The organism is Corynebacterium hylobatis, assembly GCF_003955685.1.
Lineage (GTDB): Bacteria > Actinomycetota > Actinomycetes > Mycobacteriales > Mycobacteriaceae > Corynebacterium > Corynebacterium hylobatis.
Genome location: NZ_RXHJ01000009.1, coordinates 35,081 through 55,597, shown reverse-complemented (window position 1 = coordinate 55,597; position 20,517 = coordinate 35,081). Strand labels below are relative to the sequence as shown.

Annotated in this window: 20 protein-coding genes; 10 read left to right on the top strand and 10 right to left on the bottom strand. The window is 67.6% G+C overall.

The features are described from left to right. The 6 genes from EAH68_RS08930 to EAH68_RS08905 all read left to right on the top strand — a co-directional run. Positions 1 to 478 (top strand): glycine cleavage T C-terminal barrel domain-containing protein (locus EAH68_RS08930; protein WP_277600470.1); only part of this gene is annotated, 478 nt, incomplete at its 5' end. A gap of 232 nt (positions 479 to 710) precedes the next feature. After that, positions 711 to 1,100: a glycine cleavage system protein GcvH gene (gene gcvH / locus EAH68_RS08925; protein ID WP_126120987.1), complete on the top strand. Its 390-nt coding sequence runs from the start codon at positions 711 to 713 to the stop codon at positions 1,098 to 1,100. A gap of 38 nt (positions 1,101 to 1,138) precedes the next feature. Next, positions 1,139 to 1,903 carry a lipoyl(octanoyl) transferase LipB gene (gene lipB, locus EAH68_RS08920; RefSeq protein WP_126120986.1) on the top strand — a complete coding sequence of 255 codons (765 nt, stop codon included), beginning with the start codon at positions 1,139 to 1,141 and terminating at the stop codon, positions 1,901 to 1,903. Positions 1,904 to 1,946: 43 nt separating this feature from the next. Then, a complete protein-coding gene (gene lipA / locus EAH68_RS08915; protein WP_126120985.1) occupies positions 1,947 to 2,990 on the top strand; it encodes a lipoyl synthase in 1,044 nt (347 codons plus the stop codon). A 33-nt stretch (positions 2,991 to 3,023) separates the two neighbouring features. Continuing rightward, the gene (locus EAH68_RS08910) at positions 3,024 to 3,812 is read left to right on the top strand and encodes a DUF4191 domain-containing protein (protein ID WP_126120984.1); all 789 of its coding nucleotides are present in this window, start codon (positions 3,024 to 3,026) and stop codon (positions 3,810 to 3,812) included. Positions 3,813 to 3,923: 111 nt separating this feature from the next. Beyond that, positions 3,924 to 5,543, top strand: coding sequence for an aspartate:alanine exchanger family transporter (locus EAH68_RS08905; protein ID WP_126120983.1), 1,620 nt, complete (start codon positions 3,924 to 3,926; stop codon positions 5,541 to 5,543). A gap of 375 nt (positions 5,544 to 5,918) precedes the next feature. Here EAH68_RS08905 and EAH68_RS08900 read toward each other — a convergent pair whose 3' ends face one another. Continuing rightward, complete coding sequence (locus EAH68_RS08900) at positions 5,919 to 6,395, bottom strand: RDD family protein (RefSeq protein ID WP_126120982.1); 477 nt, start codon at positions 6,393 to 6,395, stop codon at positions 5,919 to 5,921. Between the two features lie 180 nt (positions 6,396 to 6,575). On the opposite strand from EAH68_RS08900, the gene glnA reads away from it, so the two are divergent. Then, on the top strand, positions 6,576 to 8,012 hold the full coding sequence (glnA, locus tag EAH68_RS08895; RefSeq protein WP_126120981.1) for a type I glutamate--ammonia ligase: 1,437 nt from the start codon (positions 6,576 to 6,578) through the stop codon (positions 8,010 to 8,012). Positions 8,013 to 8,073: 61 nt separating this feature from the next. On the opposite strand, the gene EAH68_RS08890 is transcribed toward glnA, so the two are convergent. Next, positions 8,074 to 9,141 carry a glycoside hydrolase family 5 protein gene (locus EAH68_RS08890; RefSeq protein ID WP_126120980.1) on the bottom strand — a complete coding sequence of 356 codons (1,068 nt, stop codon included), beginning with the start codon at positions 9,139 to 9,141 and terminating at the stop codon, positions 8,074 to 8,076. A gap of 224 nt (positions 9,142 to 9,365) precedes the next feature. Between EAH68_RS08890 and EAH68_RS08885 the strand changes: the two genes are divergently transcribed. Continuing rightward, the gene (locus tag EAH68_RS08885) at positions 9,366 to 10,475 is read left to right on the top strand and encodes an alpha/beta hydrolase (RefSeq protein WP_126120979.1); all 1,110 of its coding nucleotides are present in this window, start codon (positions 9,366 to 9,368) and stop codon (positions 10,473 to 10,475) included. Here the strand turns inward: EAH68_RS08885 and EAH68_RS08880 are convergent. The 5 genes from EAH68_RS08880 to EAH68_RS08860 all read right to left on the bottom strand — a co-directional run bounded on the left by EAH68_RS08880 (position 10,426) and on the right by EAH68_RS08860 (position 15,081). Beyond that, complete coding sequence (locus EAH68_RS08880) at positions 10,426 to 11,265, bottom strand: sigma-70 family RNA polymerase sigma factor (RefSeq protein WP_126120978.1); 840 nt, start codon at positions 11,263 to 11,265, stop codon at positions 10,426 to 10,428. The two genes, EAH68_RS08885 and EAH68_RS08880, sit on opposite strands and share 50 nt — an antisense overlap. Further along, complete coding sequence (locus EAH68_RS08875; RefSeq protein ID WP_126120977.1) at positions 11,262 to 11,681, bottom strand: carboxymuconolactone decarboxylase family protein; 420 nt, start codon at positions 11,679 to 11,681, stop codon at positions 11,262 to 11,264. The genes EAH68_RS08880 and EAH68_RS08875 overlap by 4 nt, the downstream gene beginning before the upstream one ends. 80 nt (positions 11,682 to 11,761) lie before the next feature. Then, positions 11,762 to 12,628 carry an SGNH/GDSL hydrolase family protein gene (locus EAH68_RS08870; RefSeq protein WP_241228387.1) on the bottom strand — a complete coding sequence of 289 codons (867 nt, stop codon included), beginning with the start codon at positions 12,626 to 12,628 and terminating at the stop codon, positions 11,762 to 11,764. A gap of 25 nt (positions 12,629 to 12,653) precedes the next feature. Continuing rightward, positions 12,654 to 14,324 (bottom strand): alpha/beta hydrolase, encoded by a 1,671-nt coding sequence (locus tag EAH68_RS08865; RefSeq protein WP_126120976.1) that lies wholly within the window; start codon positions 14,322 to 14,324, stop codon positions 12,654 to 12,656. Between the two features lie 199 nt (positions 14,325 to 14,523). Beyond that, positions 14,524 to 15,081 carry an NADPH-dependent FMN reductase gene (locus tag EAH68_RS08860; protein WP_164546449.1) on the bottom strand — a complete coding sequence of 186 codons (558 nt, stop codon included), beginning with the start codon at positions 15,079 to 15,081 and terminating at the stop codon, positions 14,524 to 14,526. A 145-nt stretch (positions 15,082 to 15,226) separates the two neighbouring features. On the opposite strand from EAH68_RS08860, the gene EAH68_RS15075 reads away from it, so the two are divergent. Further along, the gene (locus EAH68_RS15075; RefSeq protein WP_126120974.1) at positions 15,227 to 15,997 is read left to right on the top strand and encodes a DUF1206 domain-containing protein; all 771 of its coding nucleotides are present in this window, start codon (positions 15,227 to 15,229) and stop codon (positions 15,995 to 15,997) included. 16 nt (positions 15,998 to 16,013) lie between these two features. Here the strand turns inward: EAH68_RS15075 and EAH68_RS08850 are convergent, their stop codons facing one another. From EAH68_RS08850 to EAH68_RS08840, 3 genes are read right to left on the bottom strand one after another with little or no spacing between them, the layout of a single operon-like run. Further along, positions 16,014 to 16,787 carry a metal ABC transporter ATP-binding protein gene (locus EAH68_RS08850; protein ID WP_126120973.1) on the bottom strand — a complete coding sequence of 258 codons (774 nt, stop codon included), beginning with the start codon at positions 16,785 to 16,787 and terminating at the stop codon, positions 16,014 to 16,016. Continuing rightward, complete coding sequence (locus tag EAH68_RS08845) at positions 16,784 to 17,647, bottom strand: iron chelate uptake ABC transporter family permease subunit (protein ID WP_206436390.1); 864 nt, start codon at positions 17,645 to 17,647, stop codon at positions 16,784 to 16,786. The genes EAH68_RS08850 and EAH68_RS08845 overlap by 4 nt, the downstream gene beginning before the upstream one ends. 24 nt (positions 17,648 to 17,671) lie before the next feature. Further along, positions 17,672 to 18,640 carry a metal ABC transporter substrate-binding protein gene (locus tag EAH68_RS08840; RefSeq protein ID WP_126120972.1) on the bottom strand — a complete coding sequence of 323 codons (969 nt, stop codon included), beginning with the start codon at positions 18,638 to 18,640 and terminating at the stop codon, positions 17,672 to 17,674. A gap of 691 nt (positions 18,641 to 19,331) precedes the next feature. Here EAH68_RS08840 and EAH68_RS08835 point away from each other — a divergent pair. Next, positions 19,332 to 20,492, top strand: a complete 1,161-nt coding sequence (locus EAH68_RS08835) for an ornithine cyclodeaminase family protein (protein WP_126120971.1) — start codon at positions 19,332 to 19,334, stop codon at positions 20,490 to 20,492. Positions 20,493 to 20,517: the final 25 nt, after the last annotated feature.

Below are 20,517 nucleotides of genomic sequence, written 5' to 3'. Positions count from 1 at the left end.
CGTCCAGGGCCGGGCCACGTGGGATGCGCTGCTGGAGTGCGGTACCGGCGGGGGTCTGGTGCCCGCCGGGCTGGCCGCCCGGGATTCGCTGCGCCTGGAGGCCGGTCTGCCCCTCTACGGCAATGAACTCGGACTGGACATCACCCCCGTGGAGGCGGGGATGGCGGGGGCCTTCGGGAAGAAGGAGGCCGATTTCGTGGGCCGATCCGCACTGGTGGACCGGGAGCCGACCTCCCGCATCGTGGGGCTCAAGGGGCTGGGACGCCGGGCGGCGCGGGCCGGTTCCGAAGTATGGCTGGGCGATGAACTGGTCGGGCACGTCACCTCCGGCCAGCCCTCCCCCACCCTGGGTTATCCGGTGGCCCTGGCCCGGTTGCGTCCCGACGTGACGGAGGAGGGTGTGGAGCTGGAGGTGGACATCCGCGGTAAGCGACACCCCTTCGAGATCGTGGCCACGCCGTTCTACCGACGGCAGTAGTTCCGGGTCCCAGGCTGGCGCCGGGGGCACCTGAATATCGTGCCTGAATATCTCTGCCGTCCCTGAAAACCCCTGTTCAGCCACTGGTGTGATGTGAGGTTTTCAGGTGCCTGAATAACTCACCTGAATATCTCACCGCAGGACAGACCCCCGCAAAACCGCCGCGCCGCGCGGCGCACTCTCCTAGACTCAAGCCCGTATCCACCCCGCTACCGGAAAGGCCCTGACCATCATGTCCACGCTGCCTGAGAACTACTCCTATTCCGAGGATCACGAGTGGATCGACTCCACCCCGGAGGCCGCCGTCGGCGCGACCGTGAAGGTGGGCATCACCTCCGTGGCCACCGAGCGTCTGGGGGAGGTCGTCTACGCCGAGTTGCCGGCTGTCGGCGACACGGTCACGGCCGGGGAACCCTGCGGTGAGGTGGAGTCCACCAAGTCCGTCTCCGATCTCTACTCCCCGGTGACGGGCACGGTCTCGGCGGTCAATGAGGCGGTGCACGACGACTACGCGGTGATCAACTCCGATCCCTTCGGCGCAGGCTGGCTCTTCAGCGTGGAGGTCGAGGAGGTCGGCAAGCTGATGACGGCCGCGGAGTATGCCGCCGCGAACGGTGTCTAGACAACATATGCGGGGTTCGGGGTAGCCTGTACCCCAATATGTCTGCACCACGTGAACCTTTCTTCCCCGCCGACCGTTCGATCCGGGCGGATGGCGCGCCCCTTCAGATCCGCCATCTCGGGCTGGTGGATTACCGGGAGTCCTGGGAGCTACAGGCGGAGCTGGCGAAGCAGCGCGCCGCCGGTGAGATCGGCGACCAGGTCCTCATCCTCGAGCACCCCAGCGTGTACACGGCCGGGAAGCGCACCCAGCCCTCCGACCGTCCCACCAACGGCCAACCCGTGGTGGATGTGGACCGTGGCGGGCGCATCACCTGGCACGGGGAAGGTCAGCTGGTGGCCTACCCCATCATCAAACTCGCCGACCCGGTGGATGTGGTCGACTATGTCCGCCGGCTCGAGGAGGCGCTGATTGCGGCGGTGCGTGGGGTGGGTGTCGATAAGGCAGGGCGCATTGACGGCCGTTCGGGTGTCTGGGTGCCCGCCTCCGATACCCGCCGTGACCGGAAGATCGCCGCGCTGGGTATCCGCATCACCCGCGGGGTGACCATGCACGGCCTGGCGCTCAACTGCTCCAACACGCTGGAGTTCTACGAGCACATCGTGGCCTGCGGCATCGACGACGCGGATGTGACCACCCTCAGCCTGGAGCTGGGCCGTGAGGTCACGGTGGCGGAGATGACGACGCCGCTTCTCGACGCCCTCGATGCCGCCCTCGCCGGACGGCTCAAGGTCGCCGACCACACTTTCGCGGAAGCGCCTGATCCGACGAAAATCCCCGGGGTCCCGGCCCCCCAGGGCTGACCTGGTCATTTACGCCTATTAATAAAGAGAGTAGGGTGATGGTGTGACTATCGCACCTGAAGGACGCAAGCTGCTGCGGGTGGAGAAACGCAACGCGCAGACCCCCATCGAGACCAAGCCGCGGTGGATCCGCAACGCGGTGAAGACCGGCCCCGAATACGAGGACATGAAGAAGCGGGTGTCCGGGGCCTCCCTGCACACCGTGTGTCAGGAGGCCGGCTGCCCCAACATCCACGAGTGCTGGGAATCGCGCGAGGCGACGTTCCTCATCGGCGGTGCGAACTGCTCCCGCCGCTGTGACTTCTGCCAGATCAACTCGGCCAAGCCGGACCCGCTGGACCGCGACGAGCCGCGCCGCGTGGCCGAGTCCGTCCGCGAGATGGAACTGAACTACTCCACCATCACCGGCGTGACCCGTGATGACCTCGAGGATGAGGGCGCCTGGCTCTATGCCGAGGTGGTCCGCCAGATCCACGCCCTCAACCCGAACACCGGCGTGGAGAACCTCGTGCCGGACTTCTCCGGCCGCCCGGAGCTGCTCCAGGAGGTCTTCGAGTCCCGTCCGGAGGTCTTCGCCCACAACGTGGAGACGGTGCCGCGCATCTTCAAGCGCATCCGCCCGGCCTTCCGCTACGAGCGTTCCCTCGACGTGATCCGCCAGGCCCGTGACTTCGGCCTGATCACCAAGTCGAACCTCATCCTGGGCATGGGTGAGACCCCGGAGGAGATCCGCGAGTCCCTGACCGACCTGCACTCCGCAGGCTGCGACATCATCACCATCACCCAGTACCTGCGCCCCGGCCCGATGTACCACCCGATCGACCGTTGGGTGAAGCCGGAGGAGTTCGTCGAGCACAAGGACTTCGCCGAGGAGCTCGGCTTCGGTGCCGTCATGTCCGGCCCGCTGGTGCGTTCCTCCTACCGTGCGGGGCGCCTCTACTCCGAGGCCATGGCCGCCCGTGGTCTGGAGGTCCCGGACAACCTCAAGCACCTGGCCGAGACCTCGCAGGGCAGCACCGATCAGGAGGCCACCACCCTGCTGGCCAAGTACGGCCCGTCGCAGGACACACCGGTCACCTCACGTTAGGCGCATCCCATGGCCTCGCCTAGAGTAGAGGCCATGGCAGACGACAAGCAGAAGGCGGCAGCGAAGGCCGCGAAGGCCGAGGCGAGGGCAGCCAAGCGGGCGAAGCGCAAGCAGACGTGGAGCCAGCTGTGGCAGGCCTTCAACATGCAGCGCAAGCAGGACAAGAAGCTCATCCCGCTGATGGTCCTGGCGATCGTCGGCGTGGCCGCAGCCTTCTTCCTCATCGGTCTGGCCTGGGGTGGACAGTGGTTCATGCTCATCCCGGGCATCGGCCTCGGTTTCGTGCTGGCGATGTTCATCTTCTCCCGCCGTCTTGAGGGTTCCATGTACGAGCGGGTCGGCGACCAGCCGGGTGCCGCCGGCTGGGCCCTGGACAACCTCCGCAACACCGTCGGCATCGTGTGGCACTCCAAGCAGGGTGTGGCGATGAACCGCAGCCTCAGCGCCATCGTCCACCGTGTGGTGGGCAACCCGGGTGTCGTCCTCGTCGCAGAGGGCAGCCCGGCAGCGGCGAAGGAGCTGGTCAACCAGCAGAAACGCCGCCTGGACCGCCTCGCCGGCGACGTCCCGGTCTACGAGATGTACGTCGGTGACGGCGAGGGCCAGGTCCCGCTGAAGAACCTCCAGCGGGAACTGCTCAAACTGCCACGCAACTACAAGAAGAACGAGGTCTACTCGGTCAACGCCAGGATCGAGGCGATGGACACCATCGGTTCCGCCGCCCCTGGTGCCGGCCTGCCGAAGGGGCCGATGCCGCGCAACGCGAACCTCTCCGGCATGAACCGCCGGATGCGTCGCGCCAGCGAGCGTCGTTCGAAGTAGGCCTGCCTTCTGCCGGCACACCACTGACATCCCGCCCACTCCCCGAAGGAGTGGGCGGGATGTTTCATTTCCACCGCAGCGTCCCCTCCCCTGGTCTGGCACGATGACGTGGTGACCATTTTCGTGGAGAACCCACTTCTCGCTCTGCTGGTGATCATGACGGTGGGCCTGCTCATCGGCCGGATCCGCATCCTCGGTTTCCGCCTCGGGGTGGCGGCCGTCCTCTTCGTCGGTCTGGGGATGGCGGCGGTCGAGCCGGAGATCCAGATCCCGCCGCTGATCTACGTGGTGGGGCTGTCCCTGTTCGTCTACACCATCGGCCTGGAATCCGGCCACGGCTTCTTCGCCGACCTGCGTTCCAAGGGGCTGCGCAACAACACCCTGGCCGTGGGCATTTTCCTGGTGGTCACGGCTGCCGCCTACAGCCTGGTGCGGCTCTTCGACATTGACGCGGTCACGGGCGCCGGCATGTTCACGGGAGCGCTGACGAACACGCCGGCGATGGCGGCGGTCGTCGATACGCTGCCTGCGCTGATCACCGACGCCGGGGAGCTGCGTGCGGCGGAATCCCTGCCGCTGGTGGCCTATTCGCTGGCCTATCCCCTGGGGGTGATCATCGTGATCCTCACCATCGCCGTCGCGGCGAAGGTCTTCCGCGTGGACCACCAGCGTGAGGCGATCGAGCAGGGCGTGGCGGTGCATGAGCTCTACACCCGCCGTATCCGCGTCGACCGCGAGGGACTCGGCACCATCGTGGAACTGCCGGAGGAGCTCGGCCTGGGGGTGATCGTCTCCCGCCTGGAGCGCGACGGCAGGGAGCGTCTGCCGGGTAACGGTGCCCGGGCGCGGCAGGGGGATGTGCTCTTCGTGGTGGGAACGGAGGAGGAGCTCGACCGCGCCACGCAACTGCTCGGCACCGCCCTGCCGGGGGAACCCTTCCACGGCCACGATCTGGACTACCGGCGGATCTTCGTCTCCAACGAGGACCTGGTGGGCATCCCGCTGGCCCAGCTGCGCCCACAGCTGGCGGGACTGCTGATCACCCGGGTGCGCCGGGGTGACCACGACATGGTGGCCACCCCGGAGACCATCCTGCAGCTGGGCGACCGGGTGCGCGTGGTCGCCGCGCACAATCGCATGGACAAGGTCACCCGTCTGTTCGGCGACTCCTACCGGCGCCTCTCCGACGTCAACCTCCTGCCGCTGGTGGCGGGACTGATGATCGGCGTGGCACTCGGCATGATCGCTGTTCCGCTGCCGGGCGGGGCCGAACTGAAACTGGGCAGTGCCGGCGGACCACTGGTGGTGGCGCTGGTGCTCGGCGCGCTCGGTCGCACGGGGCGGATCGTGTGGCAGGTGCCCTACGGCGCGAATCTGGCGCTGCGCCAGCTCGGCATCACGTTGTTCCTCGCTGCGATCGGCACGACCGCCGGAGCGGGTTTCCGTTCCGCGCTCTCGGATCCGACCTCGCTGACCATCATCGGCCTCGGTGCGCTGCTGACCCTGCTCATCTCCGTGCTGGTGCTGGTGGTGGGCCACAAGGTGATGCGGATGTCCTTCGGTGAGACAGCCGGCGTCCTGGCTGGGATGCAGACCCATCCGGCGGTACTGTCCTACGTCAATGACATCACCCGCAATGACCTGCCGGCCCAGGGCTACACCTCGGTATATCCGGTGTCGATGGTGGCGAAGATCCTCCTGGCCCAGGTGCTGCTCTTTCTGCTGTTCTGAGCCTGCCGGAAAAATCTTCCGCGCAGACTATTGCCAATCAAAGTGAGCTGGGTTACACTTCGGGTAACGCTTCACCGGATAAAAGAAAACTACAGAGTACCCGATCTGATGCCATGAAAGTGGCGCACGTGAAAGTACACACAATGTAGGTTCGGCTGGAGCTGCAGATCCCGGGTCACCGTCGCGAAGACGGAGCCCGGGATCTGAATTTCTGCGCGTCCTACCTGCCCCTCCGCGCCGAGGTGTCGCCCCGCCGGATTTATCTGGTCAACTCCGGTCCGGAAATCCGCGATTTTCCGCAGAGTTGATCAGATAAATCCGACGCCAGACCTCCGGGCCCTGCCCGTAGGGAGAAAGTTGGCCAGCCGCGTCCTCCTAGCCGCGGATAACGGCGGTGCCGGTGGCACGGTCGTGCAGGCCGCGGCCGTCGGAGTCGACCATCGCGGCCGGCAGGATGAAGGAGGTCAGCAGGGTGCGCGCCACTGCGCGCCAGAAGCCCACGCGGGCGCCGCCGACGTCGGTACGCGCGACCCCCATGCCGAGCAGCTTGTGGCCCGGAGTACCGGCGAAGAGCCAACCGCCGAGGATGCCGAGGATGATCCAGAAGATGAGGGTGACCGTCGGGGTGGAGCCGAGAATGTCGGTGAAACGGACGAAGGTCATCGCCAGGATCCAGCACATGATCCAGTCGATGGTCACGCCCCCGGCGCGGCGGGCCACGGAGGCCAGGGAGCCCGGCCCAGCCTCCGGGAGGCCGAGTTTCTCGCCGGGCCATTTGCCGGGTGCGAAGGGGTCGTCGTGTTCGCCGGGGATCTGGGGGCCGTCGAGCCAGGTGCGCTTGGGGTTCGCCATACACTAGAGACTAGCCGGGGCGGTGCGAGGGGGGAAAACAGTGATTCACATTTCACCTTTTGATAGATCGACAGGTAAAGGTTTAGAATGGCCTGCAGGTACCCGGGGAGTCGTGGACGCACCTGTAGACTCAACCGGAGATACCGCCCGACCGAGCGTCAACCCCACCTAGGAGTCATCGTGGCCTTCAACACCATCGAAGATGTCGTCAAGTTCATCAAGGACGAAAAGGTCGAGTTCGTCGACGTCCGCTTCACGGATGTACCCGGCACCGAACACCACTTCACCATCCCGGCCGCGATGTTCGATGAGGAGGCCGCCGAGGAGGGTCTCGCCTTCGACGGTTCCTCCATCCGCGGGTTCACCACCATCGACGAATCCGACATGAACCTGCTGCCGGACCTGGCCACCGCGAAGATCGACCCCTTCCGCGAGGCGAAGACGCTCAACATCAAGTTCTTCGTCCACGACCCCTTCACCCGCGAGCCTTTCTCCCGCGACCCGCGCAACGTGGCCCGCAAGGCCGAGGAGTACCTCGCCTCCACCGGCATCGCGGACGCCTGCTTCTTCGGCGCGGAGGCCGAGTTCTACCTCTTCGACTCCGTCCGCTTCGCCACCGACACCAACTCCGGTTTCTACGAGGTCGACTCCGACGAGGGCTGGTGGAACCGCGGCGCCGACCAGCGCCTCGACGGCCGCCCCAACCTCGGCTACACCAACCGCGTCAAGGGCGGTTACTTCCCGGTGCCGCCCTATGACCAGACCGTGGACATCCGCGACGAGATGGTCCGCCACCTGGCCGCCGCGGGTTATGACATCGAGCGTTTCCACCACGAGGTGGGCACCGGCGGCCAGCAGGAGATCAACTACCGCTTCAACACCCTGCTGCACGCGGCGGATGATCTGCAGTCCTTCAAGTACATCGTGAAGAACACGGCCTTCGCCAACGGCAAGACCGCCACCTTCATGCCCAAGCCGCTGGCCGGTGACAACGGTTCCGGCATGCACGCCCACCAGTCGCTGTGGAAGGACGGCAAGCCGCTGTTCCACGATGAGTCCGGCTATGCCGGTCTCTCCGACATGGCGCGCTACTACATCGGCGGCATCCTCCACCATGCCGGCGCCGTGCTCGCCTTCACCAACCCGACGCTGAACTCCTACCACCGTCTGGTGCCGGGCTTCGAGGCCCCCATCAACCTCGTCTACTCCCAGCGCAACCGTTCCGCGGCGATCCGCATCCCGATCACCGGTTCCAACCCGAAGGCCAAGCGCATCGAGTTCCGCGCCCCGGACCCGTCCGGCAACCCCTACCTCGGTTTCGCCGCGATGATGCTCGCCGGCCTCGACGGCATCAAGAACCGCATCGAGCCGATGGCCCCGGTGGACAAGGACCTCTATGAGCTCCCCCCGGAGGAGGCCGCCGCCATCCCGCAGGCCCCGACCTCCCTGGAGGCCTCGCTGGCCGCGCTGCAGGAGGACAACGACTTCCTCACCGACGGCGATGTCTTCACCGAGGACCTCATCGAGGCCTACATCAGGCTCAAGTACGACAACGAGATCGCCCCGGCCCGCCTGCGCCCGACGCCGCTGGAGTTCGAGCTCTACTACGACTGCTAGCCCGCTTATCGACGCCGCGCCGCCCCACCCCGGGTGGGGCGGCGTCGCGCGTTGCGGGGGTTCAGCCGCGGTGGGCCTCGGCGATGATGCCGGAGGCCCGCACCTCGGAGAGGGGGTTGCCCCCGTAGAGGCTGAGAGGGTCCTCATCCGCCCATTCGCCGGCGCACCAGTGGACCACCGGCAGGCCGCGCAACGCGGCCTTGCGCAGGTACCAGTCGCCGAAGACGTTCCAGTCAGGGCTGTCGTGGGGCCAGCCGAGTTCGCCGATGATGCCGGGGACCCCCGCCTCGTCCAGCCAGTCGACGAAATCGTCGAGCTCCCTGAGTATCCGGGTGTGCCACGCCAGGGGGATGCCGGCCTCGGGGATGGCGTCCGTCCCAGTCGGCGGCAGCCCCTGGATGTAGGTGCGTTCCCCGTAGGTGCCCCCACCGTCCGTGTCCCAGTAGTGGTGGCCGACGTAGCGGAAGTTCCGGCCGGGATCCGTGATCCACGGTTGCGGGTTGAACCAGGACCAGTTCCGCAGTCCGGACCAGCCGTAGCCGGCGACGTGGATCTCGGTGGCGGGGTCGACCTCGCGAATGGCCTCGACCGCGGCCTGGGAGGCGGTGCGCCAGGTCTGACCGCGCAGCCCGCCGTAGTCTCCCTGGGGTTCGGCGCACAGGTTGTAGATCACCACCGTGGGGTCGTCGCGGAAGACCGCCGCCAGCCGGCGCCACAGGTCCACGAAGGCCGGCACCCGCAGCCCCGACTCCCCCAGGGCCGTGCGCACACCTACCCCGTCCACGTCGTGGTAGTACAGCCCGTAGTTGTGGATGTCCAGGTTGACGCGGAGGCCGGCCTTCCGGCAGCGGCCGAGGAAGGCGGTGAGTCGTCCCAGCTCCGCGGCGTCGAGAGGCTGGTACAGCTCCGGCTGGATACGCTCCCACCGGATCGGCAGTTTGACAATGCGCCAGCCCCGGGCTGCGAGGAAGTCCATCGACGCCTGGGTGTCGTATTTGTAGTCGGTACCGTATTTTCCCGGTCTGCGGTTGGAGAAGCTCGTCTCCGCCGCGGGGAAACCCACCCCGTATTCAGGTCCGTTGAGGTGCAGTTGGGCTCCCGGGTGCGGAATTTCGGTGTTGCCGGGCATCGGCTCCTCCTTCAGCGCTCAGCTCGGGGCGGCTCCGATGCAGCCCCCGCCAACAACTGACCAGCCTACCTGTTCTCTTCCCGCGGGAAGGATCTGCCTACGTCACGGTCATCGTCATCGCCGTCATCTTCGATGGACGGCTGGCCGGCTTCGGCCTCAGCCGGATCCTCCCCGAGCGGGAGCACAACCCCCCGCCCCGCACCCTCCGGGCGGCAGCGGGCCTGGTGCTCACGGTCGGTGTCGCCGTGGCGGGCATCCAGCTCTCCGCCGCCCCGCGCCCGGACTCCTTCTACACCGCACCCGATGATGTCGCCGCTGAACCGGGGCAGCTGCTGCGTGCCGAGCCCTTCGAGCGCATCATCCCCGACGGTGCCCGGGCCTGGCGGATCCTCTACACCACCACGGTGGACGGGGAACACCCGGTCCTCGCCTGGGCCCACGGCACCACCGGTTTCGCCACCGGCTGCGCCCCCTCCCTGCTGGACGAGCCCTTCGTCGCGGGCGCCATGCCGGATCTGGCGGGGACGCTGGAGCAGGGGTGGGCGGTCGTCGCCACTGATTATGTGGGGCTGGGCACAGACGGCGCGCACCCTTATCTCATCGGCCCGGCGGAGGGTCGCAGCGTGCTCGACTCGGTCCGCGCGGCGCAGCAGCTGGGCGAGGCTGGCCTCTCCCCGACCTCCGTGATCTGGGGTCATTCACAGGGCGGGCACGCCGCGTTGTGGGCCGGCGGCCTGGCCGGCTCCTACGCCTCCGAACTGGAGGTGGCAGGTGTCGCGGCGATCTCCCCGGCGGCAAATCTGCCCGGGCTCTTCGACGCCCTCAACAGCTCCCCCATCGGTTCCCTCTTCGGTTCCTTCGCCCTGGCCGCCTACGCCGCCGAATACCCGGAGATCAACGCCCGCGACTATGTCCGCCCCGGAGCGCGCCTGATGTTCGAGGCGATGAGCCGACGTTGCCTGAGCGATCCCGCGACGATCGTCTCAGTGGCCACCACCCTGGCCGGCCGTGAACCGATCTGGTCGCGCGACCCGCTGGAGGGTCCCATGGGTGGTCGCGCCGCGGAGAACGTGCCCACGATGCTTATCGACGCCCCACTCCTCCTCGCCCAGGGCGCCGACGACACGCTGGTCACTCCAGCGACCCAGGAAGGCTACGTCGGGGACCGCCGGGCGGCCGGGCAGGAGATCGACTACCGGGTCCATGAGGGCGAGGACCATCTGAGCATCATCGCCGATGACTCGCCGATGATCCCGGAGCTGCGGGAATGGATGCAGGAACGGTTCAGCAGTGCCGCACCTTCGCCGGGTTCTGCTGGATCTGCAGCCCGGTGATACGCCCCTCGGCGACCTCGACGACGACCATGCGCACCTGGTCCTCGGATTCGGCGCGGATGACGGCCCCGCCAACGGCCGGTTCGACGGTGAGCGTCGGCATGCCGAAGGTGCCGATGATCCCGGCCAGGAAACGGGCGACCTTGTCGGCGCCGTGGATGGGCCGGCGGGCGGCACGGGTGAGGCCGCCGCTGTCGGTCCACAGCACACAGCCCTCAGAAAGCAGGTGGGTGAGCTGGGCGAGGTCCCCGGTCTGCAGGGCCCGGGCCAGCCCGGCGAGGTCCGCGGCGGGAGCGACGGAGCCTCCGGCGGCCTCGGCCCGGGCGAGGTTTCTCCGGGCCCGGGAGGCCTTCTGCCGGGTGGCGGCCGGGGTGGAGCCGAGGACCTCGGCGATGTCGCGGAAGGACACGTCGAAGACGTCGGCCAGTACCAGGATGACCCGGTCCGGGGGCTCAAGTTCCTGGAGCATGCGCACCAGTGCCAGGTCGACGGATTCCTGCAGGACCGCACGGTCCTCCGGGCCGGGTTCATCCAGCACCACGATCTCGGGTAACCAGGGGCCGATGTAGTCGGTGCGGGCACGTGCCGCGGAGGTGGCGATGTCAAGCGCGATGCGGGAGGTGATGACGGTGAGCCAGGCGCGGGCGTCGATAAGCTCGGGTGCGGACCGCAACCGCAGCCAGGCCTCGGAGACGGTGTCCTCGGCATCGGCCCAGGAACCGAGGATGTTGTAGGCGATGGCGAGCAGGCGGGGACGCTCGCGAAGCCACAGGGTGTCCCGGTCACTCATTTCTGTGAGAGTACCCCGATGCGGTTCCACATGTTGATGGTCGCGATCGTGGCGATGAGGTCGCCGGTGGTCTTCTCCCCCAGCTCAGCGACGACCTGCTCCAGCAGGTCCGCGTCGAAGGAACGGTCGGGAAGGCGGGTGCCGGCGGTGGTGAAGGAGAGGATGAGGTTCTCGCGGGCATCGAAAAGCGAGTGCGTGGCGGGCCATGCCTCGAGGGCGTCGACCCAGTCCTGACCGAGCCCGAGTTTGAGCGCCTCGCGGGAGTGCATGCGGATGCAGTAGCCGCAGCCGTTCTCGAAGGAGACGCGCAGCTTGACCATGACCTTCTCCTGCTTCGGCAGGGAGAGGGTCATCTCCATGGCCACGGCCGCAGCATAGAAACGCTTATGGGTCTTCATCAGATTCAGCTCGCTCATGACGAACTCCTTGGGTTGGGTGGGTGGATCCTTCTCACCAGGGAGACGATTGAGCAGCCTGACTTGTGACAAAATGCAGGTCAGAGCGCTTCCAGCACCGCCTGCGCCATCACCGCCTGGCCGGTGGGCGTGGGGTGCATCGGGAAGGCACCGGTCTGCGAGCCGAAGAAATCCACCCAGCGCCGCTCCGGTTCCACACAGCCGGTGTGGTCGCCCGCCTGCCCGGGCAGGACCATTTCCGCGCCGTGGCGCTGCGCGACATCCGCGATGACCCCGTTGATCTGCCCGGTCAGGGTGACCACCCAGGCCCGGTCACCGGGGCTGAGCACCTCGACCTCGGCGCAGTCATCCTCGGGCGCGAGCAACGGCAGGTAACCGGTGGTGATCACGCGGGCGCCGTCGGAACGCTCGTCGATGGCGCGGTAGACCTCGTCGAGGCGTTCCGGCAGCTCCGCCAGGCGCGTATCGACGGACTGCTGCCAGGTGGTGGCGCAGTCCGAGGGCCGGCCGGCCTGCATCGCGGCGAGGAAACAGCCGGCGACATCCCCGAAGCCGATGTCGTTGCCGCCGATGGACAGTGTCACCAGATCGGTGTCCTGCGTCAGCGCCTCAACCTGGGCGGGGATGGTCTCCTCGCCCGCCTGGCGGGGCTGGAGCAGATCAGCTGTCACCGCCCCCTGGCAGGTGGCGTCCTGGCCGGTGACGCGGGCATCGGAAAGCACCTGCCCGGGATAATTATCGGTCGAGCGCAGGCAGTACGCGGGGCCCGTGGTGCCTGCCGCGGTGCTGCCCATCGCGGCATAGGAATCACCCAGGGCAACGTAGGTGTAGGTGGGCTGGGGCTCAGGTTCGGGTGTCGGCAGGGACTGCGGCAGATCCTCCCCACCGCCGCAGGCCACCAGGGTGAGGGAGGCCAGGACGGGGATGAGGGCGTGGTGGGTTTTCACACCCCACACCCTAACTGCCGGAGGCCTACCGGAACTCACCCAGCGGTTCCAGGGTGGTGGCCGGATCCCGCAGCAGCGTCTCGACGCGCCGGGTGGACTCCTCGTCCCAGTCCGGCGGATCGAGGATACCCACCAGGATGCCCACGGCCTCCGAACCGTAGGCGTGGCCGTGACCCGCGGGTACCCCGGCGGAAAAGGCCATGTCGGCGGTGACCTGCCAGAAGGTGACGAACGGCAGCCAGCGCATCGCCGGGTTGATGTCCTCGCCCAACGGCTCCGCCAGCCAGTCCGGCTCGCGCAACAGCAGGTCAAAGGACCACCAGGTGATGGGGTCACTGCCGTGCTGCCAGTAGACGATACGCGGTTGCTCCCACTCACCGGGCAGCTTGAGGTCCCCGGCCTCCGCGGCGAAGCGGGTGTGTTTCCCCTCGTCGACCACCGGCAGGCGCTGCAGGGAACCGGGGTCGCGTTCGGCGGTGATGCGATTCCACGGCTGGGCGAATTCCGGGGTGCCGATGAGCAGTGCGCCGTCCAGACGCGAGACCATGTCCTGCTCCGAGGCCGTGGCCCCCTGGGCACCGTAGGAACCGAGGCTCTCCCCCATCACCACCAGCTTCGGCCGCTCCGCCTCCGGAAGTTCCGACCAGACCGCGTAGACCTTCTCCAGCAGGACCCGTCCCGCCTCCAGCGGGGTCTGGCGGTCGGCGATGAAGGCCAGCGGGCTCTGCAGGTGGCTGTACTGCATGCCCGCGATCGCCGAATCCCCGGCGGTGATGTACTCGAGCGAGTCGGCTGCCGCGGAGTTGATCCAGCCGCGCCCGGTGGTCGTGGTCACGAACAGGACGCTGCGGTCGAAGGCGCCGGTGCGCTCCAGCTCAGCGACCACCCCGTCGGCGATCTCGGGCAGCGTGTCGGCGGAGGTGACCCCGGCGAAGACCCGGATCGGTTCGATGGCCGGGCGGCCGGTGACCCCGGTGATCTGCTCCGCCCGCGGCCCGGAGGCGACGAAGGTACGCCCGTCACGGCCGAGGCTGTCCCAGGCCTGGAGGGAGGCGGGTGAGCCGGAACGTTCCGGTTCCGTCGGCTGTGCCACCCCCTCCCGGGTCTCCTGGTCCGCGGAGAAGGCGGCGCGTTCGGCGACGGCGAGCATGGCGCGGATGCCGACGCCGTCGATGAGCAGCCAGCCCACGACGAGCACCAGCGCCAGACCGCCGAGGCGGGCGACCGGCTGCGGGACGTAGCGGCGCCCCGCCCGGGTGGGGCGGTTGCTCAGCGCGGCGAGGCCCCGGCCGGCCTGGATGAGCAGGAGCGCCACCAGGACGGCCAGGAGCAGGACGACGGTGTAGATCATGCGGGAGTCGCTCTCCACCCCGACCAGTCCCCGGCTGATGTGCTGCCAGTGCGCCCCCAGCGCGGCGAAGAGCGGGACCAGGATGGCCGTCGCGGCGGCCAGCACCCACCAGCCGATCCGCTGCTGTTTCCGCGAGGGTTGCCGGCTCACCCCCGCCCAGCGCACGATCCGCGCACCGGCCACCCCGAGGCCGTAACCGATGGCGATGCTCACGCCGGTGGCCAGTGCCTGCATGTACCAGACCCGCGGCAGCAGGGAGGGCGTGAGTGACCAGGTGTAGAAGAGCAGGGCGACGGCCAGGCCCGCCGGGTGGAAACCCCGCAGGTAGTTCAGGAAGCGGTGCATGGGGGGGCTTCTCTTTTCTTGAGGTACCCGCAGGCACCCGGTGGCAGGGCGGATCTTCACCCTCTGCCCAGAATCCTATCGACTCCGACCTGCCCGGGAAAGGGTTTCCGACGCCTTCCCCTGAGTCCCTGACACATGCACAAAGGCCCCCACGCCGGTGAATTCACCGGCGCGGGGGCCTGGCGCAGGCGATGGGCCTTTAGGCGTTGACGGTCGCCTTCTCGCCGACCTGGACCAGCTCAGCGGCGACGGCCTCGAGCAGCTCGACGGTCTGCTCGTTCGGGGCGAACTGGAAGTCGACGAAGTGGTCGTCGAAGGCGAGGGCGGCCTGGGCCTCCAGCGGCAGCATGCCGACGTTGGCGACGATGTCGCGCCAGTGGTTGACGGCGCGGACGCCGCCGCCACCGCCGTAGGACAGGAAGCCGACCGGCTTGCCCTCCCACTCGACCTTGAGCAGATCGAAGGCGTTCTTCATGGTGCCCGGGACAGACGCGTTGTACTCCGGGGTGACGAAGATGAAGCCGTCGTAGGAGCTGATGGTCCCGGACCAGGCGGTGGTCTTGACCTCGTCGTACGTGCCGGCGGCCATGATCGGCGGGACGGCTGCGGTCAGCTGGTCAAGGTCCTGCTCGATGAGGTCGATGAGCTCGTAGGTGTTGCCGTCACCGCGGGCCTGGAGCTGGTCCAGGGCCCACTGGCCGACGGTGCGGCCGTGACGGCCGTTACGGATGGAACCGACGAACACTGCGATCTTCATTACTGGTGTATCTCCTTCATTGCTGCCTTGATGACATGCACACATTAACCCGAACCTTGTAGATACGTCAACATTTTGGGCGGTGATTGTGTCACGATCGCGCACGCACGTGGCGGTGTGACCTGACACACGGTTGAATGGGGGCATGGCAAAGGTAGCGGACCATCCTGCTCTGACCCTGCTCGCGCGGGGCGGCTACATCGTATTGGGTCTCGTCCACATCCTCATCGGCTGGATCGCCGTTCAGATCGCCACAGGCTCCGGCGGTGGCGAAGCCTCCAACACCGGCGCACTGGCCACCATCGCGCAGGCCCCGGGCGGGCAGTTCCTGCTCTGGGCCGCGGTACTCTGCCTGGCCGCCCTGGCCCTGTGGCGGGCCAGCCAGCTGTTCACCGGCGAGGACCTCAAGGACCGGGCCAAGGGCGGGATCCTGGCGGTGGTCTACCTCTCCCTGGCATTCACGACGGCCACCTTCGCCCGGGGCGGGAGCACCTCCGACAGCGAGACCGCCACGGATGTGACGGCCACGGCGCTGGCCCAGCCCTGGGGCGAGATCGCCGTCATGATCGCCGGTGCCGTCGTGGTGGCGGTGGGCCTGTACAACATCTGGCGCGGGGCGACGAAGGGTTTCCGGGAGGATCTGGAGGCCGGCGCCGGTTCCGGCCAGGTCGGTTCAGCCATCATCATCGCCGGCATGGTCGGCTACATCGCCCGCGGCATCGCCTTCGCCGTCCTGGGCGGGCTGATCTTCTGGGCCGGCTGGGCCAACGACCCGGAACAGGCCGCGGGCCTCGATGCCGCGCTACGCACCCTCGGCGAGCAGCCCGCCGGCAGCGTGCTGCTCATCGTCATCGGTGTGGGCCTGGCCCTCTACGGGCTGTACTCGATCGCCCGGGCCCGCTACGTGCGGATGTGAGGCACCGGATGCGGCCTCAGCACTCCTCGTGCGGGCTGTCGAGGAAGATGTTTCCCGGTTCGTGCAGCTCACCGAGGTTGTAGGCCTCCCGCAGGTTCGCCTCGGTGAGGACACGCTCCGGCGGGCCGTAGGCCACCACGCGCCCGGACATGAGGACCACGTGGTCTGCGGCGCGCGCCTCGTCGAGGTCGTGGGTGGTGTGGACGACGGTGCGTCCCGCATCGGTTTCATCGTGGATGATGTCGTCGATGATGCGGGCGGAGACGATGTCCAGGCCGGTGAGGGGCTCATCGAGAAGCAGGACGTCATGGTCCTGCGCGAGCCCCTGCGCGACGTAGACGCGCTGGCGCTGACCACCGGAGAGCTCCTCAAGGTGGCGTTTGGCCAGCGCGGTGACGTTGAGCCGCTCCATGACCTCGTCCACCCGGCGTTTATCGGTCGCGCGGAAACGCCCGAACCAGCCGGCGGACGGGTAGCGGCCCATGCGCACCACCTCACGCACCGACAGGGGCACGCCTTCCGGGAAGCTGACCGACTGCATGACATAGCTGATCCGGTGCCGGGCAGCACTGGCCGGCCCGCCAGCGACGGTGAGCTGGCCGGCCTGCGGGGTGATCAGCCCGCCGATGGCGTGCAGCAGCGTCGATTTGCCCGAGCCGTTCGGCCCGATGATGGCGGTGAGTTTGCCGGCGGGGATGGTCACGTCGCAGGGTGCGACGGCGACGACCCGTTCGTAGCCGAGCTGGATCTGCCTGCCGACGGCGAGGTCCCCGGTCATTGCGGTGCTCATGCTGCCACCCCCTGATTGGTGGCGCGGTTGCCGCGGCGGCGGAACCGGCGGCTGAGGTACTGGCACTCCATGATGAGCAGGAAGGCCGCGATAGGAATGAGCGCCATGGTGGCGGCCGCGGCGGTACCCAGATGGAAGGACAGGATCAGGCCGATGACCACCGAGGAGGCGCCGATGAGCGCGGAGACCACGATCATCGTCGGGATGGAACGGGTGAGCAGTGCGGCGGTGGCCGGCGGGGCCACGAGCAGGCTGAAGACGAGCATGGTGCCCACGGCCTGGAAGCTGCCGATGACGCTGGTGGCGATGAGCACCAGCAGCAGGGCGTGGGTCAGCTTAGGGCGCATGCCCAGGGACTCCGCCTTGACCGGGGAGAAGGACAGTGCCAGCAGCGGTCGGTAGAGCAGCAGCGAACCGGCGATGACGATGACCGCGAGGATGGCCTGCTGGCGGATCGCCTCCCAGGACACCCCGAGGGCGTCGCCGAAGAGGATGCTGGTCAGCGAGCCACTGTAGGAGTCGGAGCGGGAGATGATCACCACACCGAGAGCCATCATCCCGACAAACAGCAGGCCGATGGCGGTGTCCTCCTTGAGGTGGGTGTGCCGGTGGATCACCTCCACGGCCCCGACCATGACAGCCGCGGCGACCGCGGCGCCCAGCAGCGGGTTGAAGTCGAAGACGACGGCCGCGGCGATGCCGGGCAGCACGCCGTGGACGAAGGCGTCGCCGAAGAAGCTCATGCCGCGCAGCACGAGCCACACACCGACGGTGGCGCTCATCACCGCGGCGATGAGCCCGCCGATGAGGGCCCGCTGCTGGAAGCCCAGCAGGAACGGGTCAAGAATCCAGTCGATCACGGGTTAACTGTAGTCCTCGTCCGCTCAGGACAGGGCTTCAGCGACGAGACGGGCGTTCTCCCGCATCATGCCCTGGTAGTCGGCGGCCGGGGAGCCCTCCGGACCGACGGAACCCTCATACAGTGCCACGACCTGCACGGATTCGCCAACCTCTGCGGCGAGCGCCTCGACCAGGCCGGGGTTGAGCGCGACGTTGGAGAAGATCACCGGCACGCCTTCCGCCCGGATGGCCCCGGCCAGCTCCGCCAGGTCGCGGGAGGAGGGCTGGGCCTCCGTGGAACCGCCCGGCACGACGACGCCGACGGAGCGGAAGCCGTAGGCCTGGTTGAAGTAGCCGAAGGCCTCATGGTCGGTGACGATGGCACGGCGTTCCTCCGGCACGGCGGCAAGGGTCTCGCGGAGCTCCCCGTCGAGGGCGTCGAGCTCTCCAGCCAGCTCGGTGCCGCAGTCGGCCCAGGCCTGGTCCCCTGTCTGTTCCGCGACCCGTTCGCCGATGGTGCGAGTGGCCTCGGCCATGCGGGCGGCGTCGAGCCAGAAGTGCGGGTCAAGGTCACCGTGGTCGTGGGCCTCGTGGTCCCCGTGTTCACCGTCGCCGTGCTCGTGCTCATGGTCGCCGAAGGGCAGCGGATCGACGAGTTCGGCGACGTGGAGCACCTCAGTGCCGTCGGCCTCGACCTGGTCGAGGGCGGCGCCGAGCCCGGCTTCCAGGCCGAGCCCGTTGGCGATGACCAGATCGGCCTTGACCATGTCGGCGACCTGCGCCGAGGAGGCGGAGAAGTCGTGGGGGTCGGCGTTGACCGGCATGAGGGTGGTGGCGGTCCCGCCGGCACAGGTGGCGAGCTGGGAGGTGACGCTGCCGAGCGGGGTGGTGGTGACGACGAGGGAAATATCTCCCGCTTTCTCGGCATTGCCGGAGCTGTCGGCCGAGCAGGCCCCCAGGGTCAGGGCGGTGACGGCGGTCAGGGCGATGGTGGCGGCGAAACGAGCCCGCATACGGGGCCTCCTGGTCTGTGGGGACGTTAATGAAAAACTATTGAAAATCATTGTCAATAATACTCCCTCCACCCCACCCCGACAACATGAGAACAGCAGGCACCCGCTGACAAAATAAGGACACAACCCTCCGACCCGCCACCACCATCCTGGGCGTCACCGCCCTGAACCACCGGTGGAAGAGCACTGGCCCCGCCCTAGCCTTTTCACGATTCCCACCCATGAAGCTGCCTGCAGGGGACTACATCCGCCCCCACCCACGGCCAACGCGGACACGGCCACAGCCGGGAAACCTCCCGCCTCTCAGGCGGGAATAACACTGATGGCCACCCTCCGGACCCAGGAGCAGAAGACCCCACCACTTCGAGCACGTGGCAGCCCCGGCGGTCCTCGCCAGACACATCCGGACCCCACCCGCCCAGGCCCCCATTCGGGGGTGTCGCATCCGGAATCTTTCCAACCGCCAGATTTTCCGCACCTCACCTTGACTTATCCCTGATATTGCGGAGATTAATCGCCCTATAACCAGTGAATCCGACCGGACCCGCAGGTTTTGCTTATGTATCCTCGTGGGTTGAAGACATCACCGCATGAGATGCAGTTTCGGGTTTTAGGGCGGTCCCCGTCTTCAGGGCACCGCAGTTGCGGCGTGCCCGGGAGCGTCACCTGAACCCCGCTTGGAAAGGTATATGTGAGTTCTCCCTACTCAAACGCCCCCCGGATTGACGTCCTCTGGCTGTCCGAACAGGACATGATCGACGCGGGGGTGACGGATTCCGCCGCCTGCGTGGACACGATGGAGGAGACCCTCATCCTGCTCGCTGACGGCGACTACCGGATGGCGGGTGCGTCGGCGAACTCCCATGGCGCGCAGATCAACTTCCCGAAGAACCCCGAGCACGAGGGTATGCCCGCTGACGGCCCCGACCGTCGTTTCATGGCCATGCCCGCCTACCTCGGCGGACGTTTCCGCTCGGCGGGCGTGAAGTGGTACGGCTCCAACACGGAGAACCGCAACCATGAGCTGCCGCGTTCCATCCACGTCTTCGTGCTAAACGACGCCGTGACCGGTGCGCCGCTGTCCATCATGTCGGCCAACCTGCTCTCCGCCTACCGCACCGGTGCCGTACCGGGTGTGGGCGTCAAGCACCTGGCCATCCAGGACGCGGAGACCGTGGGCATCATCGGTCCCGGCGTGATGAGCCGCACCATCTTCGCCTCCGCCCTGTCCCAGCGACCGGGCATCAGGCACCTGAAGATCAAGGGCCGTTCCGCCGGTTCCACCCAGCGCGTGGTCGAGTGGTTCCGGGAGAACTACCCGCAGCTCGAGTCCGTCGAGGTCGTGGAGACCGAACGGGCCGCCATCGAGGGTTCCGACATCCTCATCGCCGGCACCTCCACCTCCCCGGACGGGCCCTCCGGTTTCCCGTACTTCAAGCGGGAGTGGATCAAACCGGGTGCGCTGATCCTGTGCCCCGCCGCCGCGCGTTTCGACGATGACTTCATCACCTCCGAGGAGGCCAACCTCGTCGTGGACTACACCGGCCTGTACTCCGAGTGGTTCCACGAGAACGGCCCCGACATCACCTACGAGCAGCTGCTGGGCATTCCCGGCAACCGCTGGTGGGACATGAGCGTCGAGGGCACCCTGGCCAGTGACCGCCTGGTCAACATCGGCGACATCGCCGCCGGGCGGGCCCCGGGCCGGGTCAACGACGAGCAGATCTTCTGTTATTCCATCGGCGGCATGCCCGTCGAGGACGTAGCCTGGGCCTATGACGTCTACCACAACGCCCTGGAGAAGGGTATCGGCACCTCGCTGAACCTGTGGGACGTCCCCGCCCTGAAATAGACCACATCCCCAATTAGGAGCCCTG

Coding starts and splice junctions, on each gene's coding strand:
- EAH68_RS08900 (WP_126120982.1), bottom strand. CDS start 6,395: ATGGCGAACCCCAAGCGCACCTGGCTCGACGGCCCCCAGATCCCCGGC.
- EAH68_RS08865 (WP_126120976.1), bottom strand. CDS start 14,324: ATGCACCGCTTCCTGAACTACCTGCGGGGTTTCCACCCGGCGGGCCTG.
- EAH68_RS08860 (WP_164546449.1), bottom strand. CDS start 15,081: ATGAAGATCGCAGTGTTCGTCGGTTCCATCCGTAACGGCCGTCACGGC.
- gcvH (WP_126120987.1), top strand. CDS start 711: ATGTCCACGCTGCCTGAGAACTACTCCTATTCCGAGGATCACGAGTGG.
- EAH68_RS08875 (WP_126120977.1), bottom strand. CDS start 11,681: ATGAGCGAGCTGAATCTGATGAAGACCCATAAGCGTTTCTATGCTGCG.
- EAH68_RS08890 (WP_126120980.1), bottom strand. CDS start 9,141: ATGCCCGGCAACACCGAAATTCCGCACCCGGGAGCCCAACTGCACCTC.
- EAH68_RS08850 (WP_126120973.1), bottom strand. CDS start 16,787: ATGAGCACCGCAATGACCGGGGACCTCGCCGTCGGCAGGCAGATCCAG.
- EAH68_RS08840 (WP_126120972.1), bottom strand. CDS start 18,640: ATGCGGGCTCGTTTCGCCGCCACCATCGCCCTGACCGCCGTCACCGCC.
- EAH68_RS15075 (WP_126120974.1), top strand. CDS start 15,227: ATGGCAAAGGTAGCGGACCATCCTGCTCTGACCCTGCTCGCGCGGGGC.
- lipB (WP_126120986.1), top strand. CDS start 1,139: ATGTCTGCACCACGTGAACCTTTCTTCCCCGCCGACCGTTCGATCCGG.
- EAH68_RS08910 (WP_126120984.1), top strand. CDS start 3,024: ATGGCAGACGACAAGCAGAAGGCGGCAGCGAAGGCCGCGAAGGCCGAG.
- EAH68_RS08880 (WP_126120978.1), bottom strand. CDS start 11,265: ATGAGTGACCGGGACACCCTGTGGCTTCGCGAGCGTCCCCGCCTGCTC.